Origin of the sequence: Spongiimicrobium salis, assembly GCF_043678055.1 — a bacterium.
In the GTDB taxonomy this organism is placed as follows: domain Bacteria; phylum Bacteroidota; class Bacteroidia; order Flavobacteriales; family Flavobacteriaceae; genus Spongiimicrobium; species Spongiimicrobium salis.
Map to the genome: position 1 here is coordinate 186,267 of NZ_JBHEQA010000007.1, position 20,157 is coordinate 206,423.

Consider the following 20,157-nt stretch of genomic DNA (forward strand, 5'->3'; position numbering starts at 1 on the left):
GTAAATACCGAATTTAGCAAATACAAACCGAATAGGGAAGCTATGGGGATTTTTATAAAAACACTTGCACCAATTTCATCTTTATAGTCTCATTATCGTAGTTCCCCTTTAAGGGACGGTAGTCTTTGTAAAGTTGGAGTAGATACTTAACATTTTGCCCATTGTTAAAAACTTAAATTTGAAGTATTTTTGTGGTATTGATAATTTAAGTCCATTATTATGAGAAATCGTTTAATTTTTAGTCTTTTTTTTAGTTTAACATCAATTTTTATGTATGCGCAGAATACTGACTCCAATGTTAAGATAGGGGATGTTTTTTTCATAGGGGAGGTGGATCATAATACCTATGAATACATTAATTTTCCAAGACCCAACTTCATTATCAAAAGAGGAGGAATTGCCAACTATAAGAATGTAAGGGGTAGGAAAGTGGAGGTGACTTCAATCAAAGAGAAGAAGGATGGTAGCCTAGTGGCCACAATTCAATTAACCTCTAAAAAAGCTTTTTTCAATAGTCACAAATATGTAACGGTTAAGATTGTTGAAGCCATTCGAGCCAAAGAATTATTGCGGATTTAAGAGGTTGATTTTTCTGTTCCGAGACATTTCTTGATAGCTGGAATGTTATATTCCGTTTTTGGCTAAGGAGTACTTCTATTCCTAGTTTTTTATAAAGACTTATTCGATCAGTTGCTCTAATTTTTCTATTCTGTTCTTATGGGCATCGCTATTGCTTAACTCATAGGCTTTTATGGCGTTTTTAAGCGCATTGCCAAAATCACTTTGTTCTTCATAATAATCTGCCATGGCATCATAAACATTGGCGCTATTGGGGTAATTCTTGATGTTTAAATTGAAAAAAGCATATGATTTTGCTTTTGACTTGGGGTTTGGATTCAAAAATCGATACCCCAATTGATTGATGAATTCTTCTTCGGGTTTCACGGTATACCCAAAATTTTCAGAGGCTTTCGCGTAGTGATTTTCTATAAAGTCGATTAAATATTCCGGAGTTGCAATAGGTTTTCGAAATTCATCATTGATATTAAAATGATACCAAGAGAACACCGACTTTAACCCATCGTATTCTGCAATTAAAGGAACACTGCCATGATTTTCCTTCTCGTAATACTGCCAATCAAACCGCAATTTGTTTTGGGTATTCTTCGCGGTAGTTTTTGTAAAGTCCAATATAGAACGTATATGCATGGTAGCATCCGAAGTGTCTTTTTCTACCTTAGTGATGGTCATTCCATCCCTCATGGTGTTCGCTACGGCAACAAACAAGGATTTGTTATTAAATTGCTCTTGTTCCAACACGGTTTTGGTCTCTTTCAATAACTTTTGATTATTCCACCAAAGACTTGGGTCTATGGCGATATAATTATCGAAAATTTCGGGATGGTGTATCAAGGTATTTATAACCAGTAATCCTCCTAGGGAATGGCCAATAAAGGTTTTATGGGATGTTGCAGGATATGTTTTCTCGATATAGGGGATAAGCTCTTTTTCCAGAAAAGAGGTAAACGCTTCCCCGCCTCCATTGATTCCTTTTGGAATGGGATCTCCGTTTCGAGATACCGCCATACGGGAAGGAGTTAGATCTAAGGTTCTATTGGTATTGGGGATGCCCACAACAATCATATTTGGAATCTGATTAAATCGTACCAAATGTTTCATTAGCGCCTTTACGCTCTCAAAATGGGCATTTCCGTCAAGTAGGTAGAGTACAGGGTATTTTTTGGTCTTATCCGAACCTTCGGGAATGTGCACCCATATAGGGCGTTCCTCACCTAGTATTCTGGTATAAAAAGTGTCTATTTTTTTACCTTCGAGGGCATTCTCTGGCCTATGAATGTCTTGTTTCTTATCGTCTTTTTGTTGGCAGTTGGCAAGGGAAGTCACAATACATAATAGAAAAATGATTTTCTTCATGGGTAGTCGGGGTTTCTTATTTTTTATTTGTCAGTTCTACTTTCTTCTAAGTTCTGTAATAGTGCGGTACAAGACACAATGTGGAGGGTCGGCTATGATTTTATGTTGTCACCGAAAGATAACAAATTGCAATGAATTCCTTTATAAGAACTCCATAGGAGTGCGTAATATAGTATTTGGGATAGTGTTTTTTGTTCATTTACTTAACTTCAAGATTCTAAAGGCGCCTTGAATGACCAAAATAAAGACAATTGTTCCGATAATAAGGTCTGGTATGCTAGAATTTAGTCCGTTTACTAAAACCCCGGCTATAATGACCCCTAAATTGATAATAACATCGTTTGAAGTAAAAATCATACTCGCTTTCATATGAGCCTCTTCTTTGTTCTTTGATTTTTGCAAAATGTAAAGGCAAATTCCATTTGCGATCAAGGCCAAAATTGAGATGATAATCATAGTAGAAAAGTCAGGTAGTTTTTCTCGTCCAAAAAAGCGTCTTAGAACCTCAATAAATCCGATAATCGCAAGGGTAATTTGAAAGTATCCCGCAAGTTGGGCAATCCTTTTTTTTCTGGTTAAAGTTCCACCAACGGCAAATAAGCTAATGCCATAAACGAAACTATCTGCAAGCATATCCAAACTGTCGGCAATAAGTCCCATTGATTTTGAAATGGATCCTGCGGTCATTTCTACAAGGAAAAATGTAAAATTAATTCCAAGTACTGTCCAAAGCAGTTTTTTCTGGTCTATCTTTTCTCCAAAATCGGTTTGATTGGTTTTTTCGGTCAAGATTTTCTTTCCACCTAAGTTCAGTTCTAAAATTGAACTTTCTATTTGGTCAATTTCTCCAAGATGAAAAATAGTTAGTTCACGCTTGGGAATATCAAAGTCCAGATGCGTAATACTTGAAATTCCATCCAATTTCATTCGAATTAGATTTTCCTCTGAGGGACAATCCATTTTGGTAATCTCAAATATAGTTTTGTACATTCAAATTTTGAGTTTTTGAATATGGGCCACAATGATATGGAAATGCTTCTGTTACGGAAAGTTGGCCCCCGAATGTGACTAGCTTTCCTGAGGAAAAACAAAACCGCCAAGTGCTGATTTTTCCATATTCCAAATATACAAATTGCAGAAGAAGACCTTCTGTTTAATAATCTTATGACAAAGAATTGTAGCTATTGTTGGGACACCTACTTAGCTGTTCAATATGTCCCTCATTTTTCTGGCCTTACTTGAAACGGATTTTCGTTCATCTGCCGTCAATCGTTCCAAATGCGGTAGTAGCCATGCTTTTAATTCAGCATCATTTTTTGCCCATCGGGTCAAGGTATCCATCGTCTGATTTAGGACGATCCAATCGCTATGATGGGCCAAATTATTTTTCATGATTTTTTTCGCTTGAACAATTTGAGTTTCACTCATTTCCTTTTTGAGCATTCCAAATAGTTGGGACAAGGTCCATTGTGTTGAAGCTTGATCAATTTGGGCGATAGCGGTTAAAAATTGATCTATATACGGTATAAGCATTGATTTTTTTGCTTTGCAAATTCGTTTCATTGCATTTGAAGTGCGAAGACGTACAATTTCATCAGAGCTAAAATAGCAGTTGAAAAGTTCTTTAAAGTGTCTGTTTTCGGCCAATACTTCGGTTACAATTTCAACCGTATTTCCCAACGAATTAGGATGCCCGCCTTTTAATCTTTCTTCAAAGTTTTTCATTCCATTTGGGTATATCGGTATGCCAATGGTACTGCCAAAGACGCATAGCAGCCCTTTAACTATGGACTTTTGCGCTAACCGAAAGATAGGGAAAAGTTTGAAAGTGCAATTCAAATATACAAGCACCATTTGTTTATTGTTTGGAATCTATAAACATAATGGCCTCAATGATGTTTTTATCCTTGGATAAATCTTCAAAGTTGGTTTGTTTGATCACTTCTATATTGGGGACAATAGTTTTTGTGAAGGTTCCAGATCTATCTGTTCCATAGCTTTCCGTAATCGCTGCTTTTATGCCAAATGGCATTTCATAGAGGTCATTGGCTGTAGTACTACCGTGGCTTTCCTCACCGATTACAATCGTGTTTTTTCGGCCTCTAAAACCCAAAATAACAAATTCTCCCGCGCTGTTGGTCAAGATTCCGGATATCAGAGCAACGGGGATATGGGGTTTTGGTTTGGAATTTGTTTGTACAGCGTTCAACACCTTATGATTTTCATAGAGGGCGCCTTCGTAGAGACTGGTAAGGGTTTTTACGTTGTTATTGATATCCAAACTAAGACAAGTAGTGCCATTTCCCAATAAATGGGCTAGTCCGGCCAGCATTACATTGGAATTACCACCAATATTTAGACGTAGGTCAATAATCCATCCTTTAATGCTGTTGGCGTTATCAATTTTAACAATGGCATCATATATTTTTTGGCCAGCTTCGTCAAGTTCTTCCCTAGTAGCATCTTTGAGCAACATTCCTGGAATCAGCACATACCCATAGTTTTTGTTGACTACTTTGGCTTCAAAGGGTTTGTTGTTGGTGTAGGCATCGGCCAAGCTTTGATTGAATTGTTCTGCGGTAATTGGTTTGCCCAAGGTACTTTTGTACCAGTTTTTCTCGGAAAAAAGTGCCAGATGATCCCCTTGGATGGTATCGAATAATTTAACAGAAGATTCCAAGGATTTTTCAAAAGTTGTACTCTTCAGTGCCTCTTCCATTGTGTAGGACGTTACAATAGGCCAGTCTACACTCTTTGTATTTAAATAATTTTCTTCGAGGGCTTGGAATAATGAAGCGTAAAAAGTATGGATGCTATCTTTTAGGGTGAAATGTGGGTTCTGGCTGTAGGTAAAAGAAGTACAAAGAAAAAAGCCTAGGACAATACTTGAAAATAATAACTTCATGATTTCGTTTTTTGTGATTCAAGCCCTAAAACTATAGGGGGTTTCCGTGGTTTTCAAGAAAAAAGGGGCGAAGAATGTCTAGAAAAAAAAATCTGGACGTATTCATTTTTTCTTTGCAGCCTTAATGTGATAGGGGTTAACCCTGTTTCTTTTTTGAATACAGTATTCTAGGATGATGTTGAGCTAAAGCCGACTTTTTTAGCAATTGCTATAGCCTATGCCGCTTTGTTATCCCATATGGAGCAGCATTTTTACTTTTTCAGTACTTTAATCATTGTTTTGGGCCTGGTTCGGTGAATTGGATTTCTCCATTTAGGGAATATCTTGTGGAGGACATTGAACCACTAAACATAAATGAATGCCAATTACGGGTACTAAATTTTACAGGATTTGCTGTTTTTTAGCAGAATACCCTATTTTCGTACAAGTTACCAAGGCAATCTGTCCGCGGTGTTCCTTGTTGACATTGTGAAATAGGAAGGACTCCTTAAAATGTTTAATGGGCGCCCATGCCTTTAAAGAATTATAATGGGAATATATAAAATAGCCACCTTTTCTACGATTGTGACAGCAATCATAGCTATAGTAATGCTAACTTTAGATAAGGGAGCGGTAACAGGTATCCCAATAGTCATATTTTTTATTGGTCTGGCAATTTCTATTCGTGCCCATTCCCTGTTAAAAGGTCTATCCTATACTATTTTAATTTTTGCGGCCGTTGCGGCCGCTATGTTTTATCCTAGTGTTTTTACTAAAGTTGGAAGTTTTGACCTTAAAGGATTAATCGTTCCTTTGTTAATGATAATTATGTTTGGAATGGGATCATCTATGAGTTTTAAGGACTTCGTAGGGGTTATCAAAATGCCGAAAGGTGTATTTATTGGGATTATCTGTCAATTTACGATTATGCCTTTTGTGGGATACGGACTAGCCACTATTTCGGGCTTGCCACCGGAAATTGCAGCGGGTATTATCTTGGTGGGTTGTTCCCCTAGTGGATTGGCCTCTAATGTAATGTCATTTATCTCCAAATCAAACTTGGCTTTATCACTTACGCTTACCGCTATTGCTACGCTATTGGCCCCTCTTTTGACACCTATGCTAATGAAACTATTGGCAAACCAATTGGTTCCAATTCATTTCTTGGGAATGGTGATGAGTATTTTAAAAATTGTCATTATTCCTATTATACTCGGGTTGGTCTTCAACCACTTTTTTAGCGGTAAATTCAAGTGGTTGGACAAGATCATGCCCATTGTTTCCATGGCAGGGATTGCTATTATAATAACCATCATAACGGCATCGGGAAGAGATGCATTATTGACTATAGGATTAACTTTGATCATCGTAGTCATAATTCATAATATGCTGGGGTATTTTCTAGGATATGGAATTGGTAGACTTCTTGGATTGGATCAAAAATCTGCTCGAACAATAGCTTTTGAAGTAGGTATGCAAAATGGTGGATTGGCTTCCGGGATTGCCCTTGAAATGGGACGAGTGGCTACGATGGGGCTGGCCCCGGCAGTTTTCGGGCCTATGATGAATATTACGGGCTCTTCCCTTGCTACTTGGTGGAGAGGAAAACCGGTTGACACTTCAAAATGATTAGCAAAGTAGTGTTTATATGGTGTCTAACGCGATTTTTGCTATTGTTTACAAGGGTAATTTACGGTTTCAGTGTGCCTTTAATAGCCTTGATGGGCAAAAAGCCATGAACTATGGTAGAAACTGCGAGACGAAATCATTTCTTTTGCTGCTGTTTTTTATTAAAAGTAGCTAATATTCTTTAAGGAAGAGCCTTAGCACTGAATTAGGGCGATTGTTAGCAACCGTTATTTTTTTCGAGTTCTGTAATATAAGTTCCAAGAGCCCGAATTTGATTCAATAATGTCAGGAAACCCGTCACCATTAATATCTCCAATCTCAATATTGTACGTATCATCTTTTAGATCCTCTCTTAATCCAACTTCTTTAAATGTACCGTTTTCACTTCCTAAATACACATAATTTCTATCTTCAAAATTGCCTGTGATGATATCTAAAAACCCATCTTTATTTAAATCAGATATCTTGATGGATGAAGTTTCACGTTTTATATCAAAGGAGTAACTTTCTTTAAAACTTAACTTTTTACTACCAAAAAATATTTTATTTGCTGCGTTTAAGTTTCCTGTTACGATATCTAAAAATCCATCATTATTGATATCTCCAATATCAATGGAACGGGTTTGGTCTTCTGCTTTACCAAACTCAAGAATTTTTGAAAAATTCAATTTTCCATCATTTAAATATATTTTATTGGTAGTATTTCTTTCGGCAGTTATTATATCTAGAAAACCATCTTCATTAATGTCCACAATTTTGGTTTGAATTGTTTGATCGGTATCATTTCCAAAAGAAACCCGCTTTTGAAAATCACCGGTTCCATCATTCAAATAAATTTCATTTTTCTCATTTCTGTTGGATAAAATCAAATCTATATTTCCATCATTATCCATATCTGCAATTTCCAAGTTTCTTGAACGTGATTTTTTACCAAATGTAATCCCTTTCATAAAGCTATTTTCAGAAGAGCCAAAGTAGAGTTTGTTATCGACGTTGTCATTAGCTACAGCGATATCCATATAACCATCATTATTAAAATCAGCACTTTTTATGGCGTATGAACCAGCTAAAAATCTTCCAATTGGTTGTGCTAGTTTGAAACCACCAAATCCACCATTATAATATATATAGTTTTGTTCGGCCCAATGACGTCCATTAGCAACAAGCGCATCCAAATCTCCATCCATGTCAATATCAAATAATGTTATAGAAGCTGTCCTGTTCGATTGCGTACCTATTGAAAATCTTCCATCAGCATTCATAAAAGATGTTTCTTGTGAAAAACAGCTCAAAGAAGTCAATAAAATTACCTGTATAAGTATTAAATGTAATCGTTTCATGTGATTGCTTGATTATATGGTTTACTTGACGGGAACTAATAGTTTTTGTTACAAGTTTTTTCTCTAGTTGTTGGCAACGGCCGCCACTATGTGTAGTCGCAGATTTTAGTGTTTTTATTCAATGGCAACTCCTTTATTCGGTTCGGCAATAATACATGCCCAATTCACATATTCAGGCACATTATTTTTTTGAAAATAGTCCTCTTCGAATCCTATTATTTGATTCCTCAAATCAACTATTTCTAAATTCAGTACTGTGTCAATATGGAATTCAATTCCATTACTCAAATAAATGGGTTTGTATTTATCTATGGTGAAAATATACCAACTATTAGATTCTAATAATGAATTCCTGTTTATAATGAGCGTTTCAGATGTTTCGTTTTTCACATAAATCTCAAAAATATTTTCTTTTGATTTTTTCTCAGAATATTCAATTGTACTAAGTCCAATTTTGTTCAAATCGATAGGCTTGTTTTTTAGTATTTTTTTCTGTTTAGTCTTTGAAGAGAACAAATAAATTAGAAAAGGTGAAATCATAGCTAAACCAATTATGACAGCGTAATTATTTCTATTGGGCAGTCTCAACCCATAAGTTCTACCTCCAAGACTTAAGCATGTCAAAAGAAATCCTAAAACCGCTAAGATTTTTATACTTATAACTAGTATTTTCCTCGCTTTTATATTCAATTTCGTTTTAGATTGTTTTTAGCACTGTGATGCCATGTTGTTTTATAATCCATATTTGATTCTGATTAAACTGTCTTTTCTTTCTTTCAGTTCCAATGGCGGTAAACCAATAGAAATTCGGTTACGATCAACTTTCTTTAGATCATCAATCATTACGGCATATCCACCCCCTTGCGCCCGATATGTTCCATAAATTTGTGGTTGATCATTATACAAATAATATTGGTCAATCATGGTGCCCAATATTCTTGGTGAAGCAGTTCCATGGATGACAAATTCTTTGATTTTTGGTACAAAATAGTTCATTCGGATACTATCCTTTGTGTGAAGCATAAAAAGTCCGATATCAACGGGGTAATCCCTAGTATGGGGACCTACAACTTTATCTGTCGGATAACCCATGGTTTCAAAAATTTCAATCAATCGCGTTTCGTGAGCGTTATCGATGCTATCCTGTTTGGCCCAATCCGCTTCTCCATTTCCACCTCGATGCATTTGGTCTTCCGCTCGCATCGCAACGAGTTCATCGCGAAGTTTAAAATCGGCATTATTCTCAAATTCTTTACGTAGTTTTTGGTATTCAGAAACAAACTTTTGTCCAAAGTCAGATGAAAGGAATTCATTAAAATTTTCGTTAGTCTCAAACCAATTTAATGTCACACCATGTAAAATTTGCTTTTTTGCGTATTCATAGGTGATGTCGAATTTTTCTAAAATAGCAGCGTTTTCCGTGAATTTTCCAATCTCGTTGTAGTTCGTAGTATTTTTTGCCTCGCAGCAAGTAAAAGCATCTTGATATAGTTCAAATGCCTTTTCGTAATTCTTGGTTTCAAATTCCAAGTCGGCTTTGTATATGGTTTGATAATAGTCCGTTATATAATTACATGCTGTTTTTTTATCCGTTTTACAACTGAATACTAGTAGTAGCACTAAAATTGAAATTTGTCTCATAAATTTTTTCTCCAATGTGGCCCAACGGGCTCTTGTATGGGCAATTCAGGATTACTACTCACAAGCCTTTCCGTTTATACTAACCTTTGTTTTATCTTTCGTTTTTCCCTTAAATCGCCATTGCGTAACACCCTATTGTGCAAACTGATTATTTCGCTTTTGTCAGTGCCATCTTCACCGCAAGTCCGGTCAGTACTGAAGCCATAAACCACTTTTGAATTCGCAGCCAAATGGGTTTTTTAGAGAACCAAGTTGCCATTTTCGCTGCGGAAATGACAATCAATAGATTCACTGCGAAACTTATCATTATTTGAACGAGTCCCAATTGGAAACTCTGACTTAAAATTGAACCATTTTCCGGTTTTATAAACTGTGGAAAAAAGGAAAGGTAGAATACGGCCATTTTAGGATTTAGAATATTGGTCATGAGGCCAATATTAAATAGTTTGAAGGGTTTGTCAGACTTTAAATTCCTATTGGCATCAAAGATTTTGTGATCAGATGTAATGGAATTGTATGCTAAATACAGTAGATAACCCACTCCTAAAAACTTTACCACGGCAAAGGCATAGGGAATGGCAAAAAATATGGCAGTCAATCCAAAGGAAACCATTAGGATGTGAAATAAGAATCCACACATTACCCCAAAAAGCGAGATGATTCCGGCATTTTTTCCTTGGGATAGCGATCTTGAAATTAAATAAATCATATTTGGCCCCGGTGATAGTACCATGATCAAAGCGGCTAATCCAAATAAAAGTAAGTCATTAATTGGCATCATATGTATACTGTTTTTATTCTATTTTTATGATTCCTTCAGAATAGGTTTTTGCTTTTCCGGCAATTAAAACGCTGTCGTCAAGATCAGTACAATATAATTTTCCCTGACGAGATGACAATTGAGTAGCAATCATTTCCTTTTTATCTAAAACTTGACTCCAATAAGGCGTTAATGAGGCATGTAATGAACCTGTAACGGGGTCTTCGAAAATTGTGGCTTGCGGAATAAAAAACCTTGAAACAAAATCCGAATTATCTCCTTTGGCCGTAATCGCTACTCCGCCGGGGTCAATATTTCCTTTATCGAAGATGTTTTTATCAATTTTAATGTTCTTGACGTCGCTTTCGCTTTCATACACTAAAATATAATCCCTTGATTTCAAAACTTCTTTGGGTTGTTGATGTAAAGCATCTTTAATAAAATGGGGTAATTTAGCTTTAACAGGTTTTCTTCGAGGTAAATTCATTACATACAAATCATTTTCAAACTCCACATACAACTTTCCACTTTTAGAACTAAATTCAATAGTCTTTTTATCGCAAGCTGCTCGTTGTATTAGGATATGCGCGGTTGCTAATGTTGCATGTCCGCATAAATCCAATTCTAAATCAGGCGTAAACCACTTTAAGGCGATATCATTTTCATGTATTACAAAAAAGGCCGTGGCATCTACGGCATTTTCCCTTGCAATATTTTGAAGTAATGCATCATCTAACCAGCGTTCAAGTTGCACGACTTTTGCTGGATTGCCACCAAATAATTGATCGGTAAATGTATCTACTTGATAGTACTTTAATTCCATGTTATCCGTTTCTCTATTGCGTTTCTCCAAATCAATTTCCAACGAGCTTTTAAACAAACCTGATTTTATATTTAGCGTCTATAAAAGCAAGACTAAATAATAGTAGTATTGAAACTATACATGTGATACTATTTTGAGCTAAAGAGAATTTATTTTTCTTTGAAATTTTAAATACTAAAAAAAGTAGAAATGCAACTACAAGGGTTGAAATTGCATATAGGTTTAAGCCAAAATCAAGACTAATTCTTCCTTCATCGTTTGGCTGAAATCGGTTTGCCCAAGCTGCTCCCAACCTCATAATAAAGGGTAGGAACAGAAATGGGTATAGCATTATGTTTTTATGCTTTTTTAGCACAAAATAAAACACGATTCCTTGAATAATTGTAAATATGGGGCCAGCAGCACTTGCGATTATGCGATGGGTTTTAGTTAGCTGAATTGAAGTATCTTTAACTGAAGCCCCATTCAGGGTGAATCCAGCATCATACCCTAATACTTCATAGGCTATCCAATGGCTCATTTCGTGAAAGAAGAACGTTAGAAAAGTAGCAATAATCAATACTCCAACATATTTAATTAAATCTATAGACTTCATTTTAGGGGAGGGTTTGTTTTAATGAATGGCAATGGTTTTGGTAATGGGCAGTTACTTGGGGGTGGAGTGCATAAAGAAAGGCGGTGCCTCGGAAATTCGTTAGAATTTCGCATGTACTCCTTAAACACTTTCAAGCAATTAAGTATAGCCATCCTAAGTTTGTTTTCTTATTAACTTATCCAATATTAATCAAAGAACAAAAGAGCGGAGTAAGGTTATGATAGCCGTAGGAACTTCCGATTCCGTCAACAATGCAAATCCCCGCTCTTTTACCAATACAATACGATCAGTTCTTTAGGTCTTTTGAACCTGTTTTCAGGATGCTGTATGAAATTGGTATTGTTCTTTATAAAAACAAGTTATGATTAAAAGTACAATTTTTGTTGGAATCGATATTTCAAAAGATACCATCGATGTTTATGATCCTTCCAATGGTCATTTTCAATGTGAGAACAATGTCAAAGGCTTTAGATTGTTCAAGAAAAGACTTTCAAAGAATCATTGGTGTGTAATGGAAGCTACAGGTTGTTACCATCAACGTTTGGCACTATATCTCCATAAGGAGGGAATAAGGTCAAGTGTTATAAACCCTTTGGTCATCAAACGATTTATACAGATGAAATTAAACCTTGTCAAAACGGACAGGAGCGACGCAAAGATGATTTACCGATATGCTTTGGAACAGGAGGTGGAACTTTGGTTTCCCGGAACTTCGTATATCACCGAATGTAAGAGATATCAGAGCACCATTAGACTTTATTTCAAGCAGCGAACGGCTTTAAAGAATATGTTGCACTCGTTATTGACAAGTGGGTTGGGACCTAAAAAGATTTTGAGATCGATAAAGCGTCAGGTCAAACAATTGGATAAAGAAATAGCTTTGCTCGAATCCGAGATCGAGATTTTGATAAAGCGAAATGAAAAAAGTCTTTATGCACGACTCGGCACAATACCGGGCATAGGCAAAAAGACGGCCATGATCTTGATAGTTTCCACCAATGGTTTTCGAGATTTTAAAAGTGCATCCCAGGTGTCCTCATTTTTTGGCCTTGCTCCAAATGAAAGGAGTTCGGGCTCCAGTGTTCGCGGGAAAACCAGAATAAGTAAAATAGGGGACCCTCTGTTACGAAATCATCTTTTTCTCTGTAGTTTTACGGCCAGTGTCCATAACCCGCAATGTAAGGCACTATTTGACCGAATAGTATTGAAGGGCAAAAGTAAAAAATTGGCCTTGATCGCTGTCTGTAACAAGTTGATAAAACAAGCTTATGGAATAGCTAGATCAGGTTTGAATTATGACAGGAATTACGTTGGGAAACTAAACTGAATTTGAGTTGTTTTTTAGCTCAGTTCTTTGTTGTGCCCTAGTTTTTCTACAACTCCGGTTTGAAGTTAACGAAAATATCCTACCGGTGTTACAAAAGCAATGGGCTATGGGTTTTGTTGTAAAACGCTTTATTAATCAATACCTAAGTCGTCTGTTATGGAGTGTTTTAATTCTATTTCACTTATTGGAATTCCCATATTTTCACTAATAATTCCGGAAATAACTCTTTCTATCTCATACTTATTAGTGATGTTTTGGATATCTATTGTTCTATCAAAATTTAAAGAAATTACCCAGTCTATTAAATGCCCGATCGTTCCTTTTGTAATAGGCATATCTCGTTTAATGGTTCTTATTCCAAAAATTTTTAAGTGAGAATCAAGATTTGGGTTAAAATCAAGAGCAACTAACTCAGGCAAATTGAGTTGAAGTTCTGTTGCTAAAAGGTTCCACTTTGTTTTTAGATTATTTGGAGTCAGTAAATCAGATATTTTACAATCGGGCTTTATGGGCGAATCGGTCAAATTGAATTTACGAAAAACCCTCCGAATTCGATAAAACATAATTTGAGTCAAACATTTATCAGAAGGATTAATTGGAATCATTTCAAAAACTTTATCGGCAAAGTCCTGAACAGTATAAATCTTTTCGCATTCAGCATTTGGAATTCTAATTCCAAACTTGTCCTCAACGGACATTACTAATTCTACGGAGTCTAGTCCCATTCTTAATTTTTAGTACTGTTTTAAACGGTCTTGTATATGAGCCGTTTTAATGGTTTATATATTGTTTTTCCGGATGCTTTTCTCCGTTATCATATTTAGCAAATTCAACTTACATATCACTTGGCAACCAATCAGCATTTATTTTGTCTATTAACTCAAGTAAATGCCTTCTAACTTTTCGTTTAGTGAAATCAATACAAACAACTTTGTCCATAACTTTATCTTCATCCGAAACTACAACCGCAGCAAACCAAAAACCTTCTCCAAAATTTTTATGTACCGAAAACATGGGAGTTCCATATTCATATTCTTTAGCTGTCTTTTCTTCATACTGAACTCCTCTCCATCCAGCTTCCTCAAGGAAGTAGTCCTCTGCACGACTACCAAATTCTCCGGTATTACATACATATAATACATTTTTATCCAAGCATACATTTACAGCTAGTGGAATCATTTCCTCATCTTCATTATTTGCAATAATAAAGGCAATCCAATTGTTTCCGGGTAAAGAATACTTCCAATCAGGATTATTTCTTCTCTTTACATAAAATATTTCCCTTCTATTTATTCTACCTAGTAGTTCCATTCATTTTACTTGCTTACAACGGTAACCGCTATGATTTCGGTATGTCTTCGGCAGTTTGCTGAACGAAAGGCGCTGGCCTTTACCTCTGACCCACAAGGCAAGCTGCGAGACGTAGTCATTCCTTTGGGTACTGTCTTTTTATTAAAAGTAGTAAATATTCTTTTAGCTAAAAGCATAACATTGAATGATAGCAACTGTTAGGCATGGTCTTTTTTACTTGTTTTTCCGTTTTCTTAAATTCCGTTTCTCCAGTTGTAATGCCTTTTTATCTCTTTTTCCTTGGTCATTCTCGGTTAGAAAATGAATGGCCAATAGAATCTGGACCCCACGGTTATTCAAATCCGTATTTTCCGGATGGTGATATAAGTCATCCATTATGGATACAAGAGGAGTAAAGCGTCCAACAGCTTCTAATTTATTCGCATAACCCTTCATAGACGGATTGGAGTCTTCTAAATATCTCACAAATTCCATAAAAGATTTGTTATAACTAAAACCGATTCTTTCATATTCGTATTCAGGTTCCACAATTGTTATTGTTGAGCTGGAAAGCCTCCATATTTTGGTGAAAGTAGAATCTGATATTTTTGTGTATAATTTTTTCTGTTTTCTCCAACTGATTTTTTTCTTAAGGTATTTTTGATCCTCGTCAACTAGTTTTGGAATAGTGGAATTTATACAATTCCTGAATTTCGCCCTTTCGGAAGTTCCGCAAAATTCTTTTTGAAAAAAGTCTGCAATCCGATTTAAATCCGTGATTTCAGATTTCGAAAAATAAGGTTTTAGGTTTATGTTGGAATTTTGTCCAAGACAGGTCCCAAATATCAAAAACATAAAATATAGTTGTTGGTACTTCATAGAATTTAGATTGTGCTTAGCGGTCTCAACTATGATTTTGGCGCATCTTCTGTGGCTTGCCGAGCGAAAAGCCTTGGCCCCCTAGGCAAACTGAGAGACGAGATCATTCCTTTTGGTTTTGTTTTTTATTAAAAGTAGGAAATTTTCTTTGTTGGCATGTCGTTATTCTTCGATTTCTAAATCTTCTCTATTTATAATTTCCCCTCGAATCATATTTTTTCTATGACATCATCGCTTAGTATATGTATTCTGGCTAATTTCGGAGCTTTTTGTTATCAAACTGAGAGTGTAGATATGAACCATAAACCTTGAAAGTTATTACATTTACAGCCATTATCATTACTCTTTCTTGATATATTTTGCAGTACCTGCTTTGAGCATATCTAACTGCATACGCAGCATATCTATGTTTGCATCGTGGCCTGAATTCTCTATTTGTATGTATTCTTTCTCCGACGCCACGATTTCTTCAAAAAATTCTTTTGTGACTTTCGGTACCGTTAATAAATCTTTATGGCCTTGTATGATATATATGGGTATCTTCAAATGAGTGCAACATTCATCAAGGGCTACATCATTTATCATTCCATCACCATTAAATCCTGTAAATTTTAGAAATGAAAATTCTTCTGAAAACATAGAATATTTAGCGTCTGAAAATTCAGAAAGATACGCTTTTGAGACCTTCCATTGTACAGGATCACTTGCTGTCTCGCTTTCATACCTCTTTATGATTCTACGTAACTTGCCAAAGCTGGATGGATGACTCCAACGTGGTGGGCCCATTTTATTTAAAATAGCTAGAGCAGCTTTATCATCGCGCTCTACTGCGATCGTTTTAACTTTTTTATAACTCTCAGCGTAATTTTTACTCCCATTAACAAGCTGAGATAACCCAATATAAAAATGAAACTTATTCGGGGCCATGTGTACCATTTTTGTAGCTAGGAAGGACCCCCATGATGAGCCCGAAATGATTATTTTTTCTTGACCCAATCTATTTCTAAGGTAATCACTTACCTCAAGCCCATCCTGTACCAAAAGATCTACACTTAATTTAGTATTGGTTATCATATCTAAAGTGAGCTCTTCAGACTCAAATTGCGCAAGATATGTCCTTCCCGAACCTCTCTGATCCCAGTGAACAATGGTAAAGTTTTCCTCGAAATCTTGGAAAAGACTGTCGTGATATTTGCTCAAAGGAATTCCCGGACCTCCATGCACCATCAAGACTACAGGGTTCGAACAATCCTTACCTTTTATTGTAATCCACTGTGGAACACCCCCGATAAGCACATATTGAGCTTCATTTAATTCAATTCTTATATTGCTTTCAGATGGGCATGATGGGTGAAGAACTACTTTTTCTTTTACCTGAGCTTGATTTGAAAAACAAGAAAACAAGCTTACAAACATAATAATTGGAAATCTACCTTTTAAATTCATGAGCTACCTTAGTTAATATGGATTCATCCGTTATATTGTATTGACAAAAGAACCACAGGGAAAAGGATTAAATGCCCTAAAAGAAGATTTAGGACTCGAAATATTAAAAAAATGGTCTTAAAAAAGATTTAGGATGGAATGATGGTTAGCGTTTTCTATATTCGGAAGGAGATAATCCTGTAGTTCTTTTAAAAGCAAGATTAAAAGTTGATTTAGAATTAAAACCACAATCAAAGGCAATTGTTAGCATTTTCAATTGATTGTATTCCTTGTCTTTTAATCTTTTCTTTACTTCTTCGATGCGCCAATCATTAATATAATGGTTAAAATTCTTTTGAACATGTTCATTGATGACAAAAGATAAAACTTTTGGATTTACATCTAAAGAGTCAGCAAGTGTGGTTAGGGAAATAGCACCATCTAAATAGGGCTTTTCCTCGGTCATAAAAAGAGTCAATCGATTCAATAAATTTTTACTATCGGCCTCTTCTAAAGTAAAACTCTTCCTTTTTGTGATTGACTTAATGTCAAAGAGAAAATGATCGTTTGTAATAACTTGTAAACTTATATAATATAGTGTCACCGCCAATATTATCATAATGGGATAATAATGTATGAGTTCCATAGTATAGTCAAAGTATACGAATTCTGCCAAAACGTAGATCAACCAGATGATAAAAAAACCAAAAAAAATGGATATCAATTTATGTAATAGTTTGTAAAGTTCTTTACGATATGAAGGTTTATGTTGTCTAACAATTTTATAGGTTAGATACAGATAAATTGAAAAATAGATGATGCTAATACGATCGTTGGCCTTTATGATGTTAGTTAGATACATCATGTGATCAATTGGATTTTTTAAAGAAAAATAGTAGGATATAAATACTAAATTTATAATTAGAAATGGCAGGAAATGTAGTGCATTAATATTCAAAGGATTCTTAGTAACTCTAGAGGATTCTTTTGCATACAGGTAGAAAGCTGGAGAAATCAATAAAAAGAAGTTAAGATTATTAAAGAACCATGGTTGGTTTTCATAGATGCCTATTGCTACAACTCTTGCTAAAAAGGCTGCAAAACCGATTAGTATTAGAGCTAAATAAAAAAAATCTTGTTTTAGTTTCAATCCTTTTATTAAAAGAAAAACTCCAACAATAAGACCTTGCATGGCACCAAATGAAATGACGAAATTTATAATATTGTACAATTTTTTACTCCTTTAAATTTTTCAGTTCAAATGCATGTCAACGGTTTGTGGATGAAACCTAGCGCGTAAAAGACACTAGCTTTTCGAACCTGTCTGCCGGTTAACATAGCGTCGGGTTTTTATATTTTGTTTTTAATCTTTCTCTTTTTAAAAGCCAAAATAGCCCATTTCGCTGTGGCGTAAAATTCTTTTGGCGGACTTATTAATATACAAACCTTTCGGTTAAACACCTATTAGTTATGTTTTATACAATCTGTTAACTTCAGTTATTTTTATGTACTCAAATCAGTTTCATCCCAAGTAATGTCTTTAGATAACATCCAAGTTAAAGAATGTCTTCGCTCGTGAATTACACCACCATTTCCTATTGGATCGAAACCATTTGGAACGGTTTCTTTACCTAATTGAGCACTTCTAACAGCATTATGTATACAATAAAACAAATCTTCTTTCTGTGTTAATTTTTCCTCCGAAACTGTCTTTCTATCCTTCACCCAATCTTCGACACTTTCATCTAAAGGACAGCTAAAATCCTTTAAAATTTCTTGCATTTGCTCTCCTGACATCATCTGTCCAGTAATTTCAGGTTCTTTATATCCAAAATACCAAGCTAATGACCAAGCATTTTCGAATTTCCAGCCAATAGAATTTCTTGCTTGTTCGTCATCTCTTGACACATTAAGAATTTCTTTTTCTTCTTCATTCATAAAATTCTTAAGGTCATTTTTATCAATGAAATTCAGAATCTTTTCATTCTCCAAATTTTCTTCAGGAACCATTAGCCAAAGAACAAGAGCTTTTATTGCGTTTAATCTTTGAGCAATTTCAATAGCTGGGCGTATCTGCCTTTCAAATTCTGTTGGTAAAGAGCTTGCTGGTGTATATCCTGCTTCAAGACAGATAGATATATTTTTAAGTCTTAAATCTGTCATCCAGGGCACTTTTTTAAAAGGCGCTAACCCGTCTTCATTTTTAGTTCCTTGTCCAGGTTTCTGGGTATTTTTTTTTGAGCCAAATATTTTCTTTAAAAAACGCATTTTTATTATTTCTTGATTTAATGGTAGCTAATGCTCTCAGCTATGAAAAGTTTGGGATTTTATGCTCTAAATTTTCGGTTCGGCACTGAACTTTATTTTATATTCATATTTCCGATCTATCACTTTTTATCCCACATGTTCATAGCCATTGTCAGCAACTGGTTTTTATTTATTCAAGGTAAAATTTACAATACTTTCCACATGAATTTTTGTTGTGTCAAATACTGGAAAATCAAAATCTCTTTGCTCGATAAGCATGGGTATTTCCGTACATCCTAAAACAAGTCCTTCCGCTCCTCTTTCCATTAGTTCATTTGCATACCGAATAAACTTTATTTTCGACTTCCCGCTTAAAGTTCCCTTTCCAAGTTCGTTTTTTACAATATGCTGTATTTCTTCAATAGCTCTTTTTTTGGATGGAATGATGGTTTCGATATTATATTCTTTCAGCTTATTTCGGTAACAAATTCCATTTTGCTAACCGAAACACTTGATACTACTTTATTTTTGTGTAATAATGAATACGGAATATAATTGTCATTCCAGTAGCCATTTAAATACCAATTTTCGAAATTGAATTCAAATGTGGTCTCTGTCAACTTATTAAAACTTGCCCTAATTTCCGGGTCGTGTTTAAAATCTTTTACAAATCTATAGTTTATATTGTTGATTTCTATAAGTTCCATCAATGGTTAATTCTTATTCAAATTATGCACAACGGGCTCGTATAACCGTCCGTTACGGGTTAATATACGCAGACTTTTCGGTTTAATACAGACCTATGTTTAAATGTTTTATGTTTCGTTTTGGTATTTCAGCAGTTATTATTTTTATACCATGTTGGCAAATCGTTTTTATTCAGTTACTACTATTTTTTCCATTTTATAATCCTCCACAGAATGTCCATTCGGAAATGAGTTTATTATTGATTCCACTATTTTAAATTCGTTTTTCAAATAAATGTCAATCGTATTTTGGTTTTGACGATTAACAATTAATTCAATTTTTTTAATTCCATTTTTCGTTGCAAATTTGTTTACATATTCCAACGCTGTTTTTCCGATTTTCAGTCCGCGAAATGATTTCAAAATATAAAGTTTACTCAAAATCAGTTTGTTATTTAGTTTTTGAATTCCTAAATATCCGACATTTTTAGTGTCATAATTTAAGAGGAAATAACTGAAATTTTCATTCTCAATTTGATTTCCAATTGCAGTTTCCGATTGAAATTCCGTTAAAAAATACGCTGTATGTTCAACAGGAATTATTGGGTCATAAACTTCGTGTAAAATTTCAGTTGCCAATTTTTCGATGATTTTAAATTCAGTCGTATTATCTGCTTTTTTAATCTCTATCATTGT

The 20,157-nt window shown here is 35.0% G+C and carries 21 protein-coding genes; 3 read left to right on the forward strand and 18 right to left on the reverse strand.

All coding sequences use genetic code 11. The features are described 5' to 3' along the window. Positions 1 to 219 precede the first annotated feature (219 nt). On the forward strand, positions 220 to 579 hold the full coding sequence (locus ACEXOE_RS22185) for a dihydroorotase (protein ID WP_394751067.1): 360 nt from the start codon (positions 220 to 222) through the stop codon (positions 577 to 579). A gap of 99 nt (positions 580 to 678) precedes the next feature. On the opposite strand, the gene ACEXOE_RS22190 is transcribed toward ACEXOE_RS22185, so the two are convergent. The 4 genes from ACEXOE_RS22190 to ACEXOE_RS22205 form a co-directional block, all read right to left on the reverse strand. Beyond that, positions 679 to 1,935 carry an alpha/beta hydrolase gene (locus ACEXOE_RS22190; RefSeq protein ID WP_394751068.1) on the reverse strand — a complete coding sequence of 419 codons (1,257 nt, stop codon included), beginning with the start codon at positions 1,933 to 1,935 and terminating at the stop codon, positions 679 to 681. Between the two features lie 195 nt (positions 1,936 to 2,130). Beyond that, on the reverse strand, positions 2,131 to 2,925 hold the full coding sequence (locus ACEXOE_RS22195; protein WP_394751069.1) for a cation transporter: 795 nt from the start codon (positions 2,923 to 2,925) through the stop codon (positions 2,131 to 2,133). Positions 2,926 to 3,135: 210 nt separating this feature from the next. Continuing rightward, a complete protein-coding gene (locus ACEXOE_RS22200; RefSeq protein WP_394751070.1) occupies positions 3,136 to 3,660 on the reverse strand; it encodes a hypothetical protein in 525 nt (174 codons plus the stop codon). 133 nt (positions 3,661 to 3,793) lie between these two features. After that, on the reverse strand, positions 3,794 to 4,840 hold the full coding sequence (locus ACEXOE_RS22205; RefSeq protein ID WP_394751071.1) for a S41 family peptidase: 1,047 nt from the start codon (positions 4,838 to 4,840) through the stop codon (positions 3,794 to 3,796). A gap of 528 nt (positions 4,841 to 5,368) precedes the next feature. Between ACEXOE_RS22205 and ACEXOE_RS22210 the strand changes: the two genes are divergently transcribed. After that, the gene (locus ACEXOE_RS22210) at positions 5,369 to 6,448 is read left to right on the forward strand and encodes a bile acid:sodium symporter family protein (protein ID WP_394751072.1); all 1,080 of its coding nucleotides are present in this window, start codon (positions 5,369 to 5,371) and stop codon (positions 6,446 to 6,448) included. Positions 6,449 to 6,675: 227 nt separating this feature from the next. Here ACEXOE_RS22210 and ACEXOE_RS22215 read toward each other — a convergent pair whose 3' ends face one another. The 6 genes from ACEXOE_RS22215 to ACEXOE_RS22240 all read right to left on the reverse strand — a co-directional run bounded on the left by ACEXOE_RS22215 (position 6,676) and on the right by ACEXOE_RS22240 (position 11,607). Further along, entirely contained in the window at positions 6,676 to 7,788 is a 1,113-nt protein-coding gene (locus ACEXOE_RS22215; protein WP_394751073.1) for an FG-GAP repeat domain-containing protein, read from the reverse strand. Positions 7,789 to 7,902: 114 nt separating this feature from the next. Further along, complete coding sequence (locus ACEXOE_RS22220) at positions 7,903 to 8,478, reverse strand: hypothetical protein (RefSeq protein WP_394751074.1); 576 nt, start codon at positions 8,476 to 8,478, stop codon at positions 7,903 to 7,905. A 42-nt stretch (positions 8,479 to 8,520) separates the two neighbouring features. Beyond that, a complete protein-coding gene (locus tag ACEXOE_RS22225; protein WP_394751076.1) occupies positions 8,521 to 9,318 on the reverse strand; it encodes a hypothetical protein in 798 nt (265 codons plus the stop codon). 259 nt (positions 9,319 to 9,577) lie between these two features. After that, positions 9,578 to 10,210 carry a LysE family translocator gene (locus tag ACEXOE_RS22230; protein WP_394751077.1) on the reverse strand — a complete coding sequence of 211 codons (633 nt, stop codon included), beginning with the start codon at positions 10,208 to 10,210 and terminating at the stop codon, positions 9,578 to 9,580. A 13-nt stretch (positions 10,211 to 10,223) separates the two neighbouring features. Beyond that, positions 10,224 to 11,012 (reverse strand): PhzF family phenazine biosynthesis protein, encoded by a 789-nt coding sequence (locus ACEXOE_RS22235; protein ID WP_394751078.1) that lies wholly within the window; start codon positions 11,010 to 11,012, stop codon positions 10,224 to 10,226. Positions 11,013 to 11,061: 49 nt separating this feature from the next. Then, a complete protein-coding gene (locus ACEXOE_RS22240) occupies positions 11,062 to 11,607 on the reverse strand; it encodes a zinc metalloprotease (protein WP_394751079.1) in 546 nt (181 codons plus the stop codon). Between the two features lie 361 nt (positions 11,608 to 11,968). Here ACEXOE_RS22240 and ACEXOE_RS22245 point away from each other — a divergent pair, with 361 nt between their 5' ends. Next, positions 11,969 to 12,934, forward strand: coding sequence for an IS110 family RNA-guided transposase (locus ACEXOE_RS22245; protein WP_394751080.1), 966 nt, complete (start codon positions 11,969 to 11,971; stop codon positions 12,932 to 12,934). Positions 12,935 to 13,065: 131 nt separating this feature from the next. Here ACEXOE_RS22245 and ACEXOE_RS22250 read toward each other — a convergent pair whose 3' ends face one another. From ACEXOE_RS22250 to ACEXOE_RS22285, 8 genes are all read right to left on the reverse strand, one after another. Then, on the reverse strand, positions 13,066 to 13,659 hold the full coding sequence (locus tag ACEXOE_RS22250) for a phosphopantetheine-binding protein (RefSeq protein WP_394751081.1): 594 nt from the start codon (positions 13,657 to 13,659) through the stop codon (positions 13,066 to 13,068). A gap of 109 nt (positions 13,660 to 13,768) precedes the next feature. After that, on the reverse strand, positions 13,769 to 14,245 hold the full coding sequence (locus tag ACEXOE_RS22255) for a hypothetical protein (RefSeq protein WP_394751082.1): 477 nt from the start codon (positions 14,243 to 14,245) through the stop codon (positions 13,769 to 13,771). Between the two features lie 213 nt (positions 14,246 to 14,458). Continuing rightward, positions 14,459 to 14,719 carry a hypothetical protein gene (locus ACEXOE_RS22260; RefSeq protein WP_394751083.1) on the reverse strand — a complete coding sequence of 87 codons (261 nt, stop codon included), beginning with the start codon at positions 14,717 to 14,719 and terminating at the stop codon, positions 14,459 to 14,461. 723 nt (positions 14,720 to 15,442) lie between these two features. Next, positions 15,443 to 16,549: an alpha/beta fold hydrolase gene (locus ACEXOE_RS22265; protein ID WP_394751084.1), complete on the reverse strand. Its 1,107-nt coding sequence runs from the start codon at positions 16,547 to 16,549 to the stop codon at positions 15,443 to 15,445. 145 nt (positions 16,550 to 16,694) lie between these two features. Next, positions 16,695 to 17,759, reverse strand: a complete 1,065-nt coding sequence (locus ACEXOE_RS22270; protein ID WP_394751085.1) for a helix-turn-helix domain-containing protein — start codon at positions 17,757 to 17,759, stop codon at positions 16,695 to 16,697. A gap of 272 nt (positions 17,760 to 18,031) precedes the next feature. Continuing rightward, the gene (locus tag ACEXOE_RS22275) at positions 18,032 to 18,796 is read right to left on the reverse strand and encodes a DUF4272 domain-containing protein (protein ID WP_394751086.1); all 765 of its coding nucleotides are present in this window, start codon (positions 18,794 to 18,796) and stop codon (positions 18,032 to 18,034) included. Positions 18,797 to 18,961: 165 nt separating this feature from the next. Beyond that, positions 18,962 to 19,264, reverse strand: coding sequence for an aspartate/glutamate racemase family protein (locus tag ACEXOE_RS22280; RefSeq protein WP_394751099.1), 303 nt, complete (start codon positions 19,262 to 19,264; stop codon positions 18,962 to 18,964). 386 nt (positions 19,265 to 19,650) lie between these two features. Next, positions 19,651 to 20,154 carry a GNAT family N-acetyltransferase gene (locus ACEXOE_RS22285; protein WP_394751087.1) on the reverse strand — a complete coding sequence of 168 codons (504 nt, stop codon included), beginning with the start codon at positions 20,152 to 20,154 and terminating at the stop codon, positions 19,651 to 19,653. Between the last annotated feature and the right edge of the window lie 3 nt (positions 20,155 to 20,157).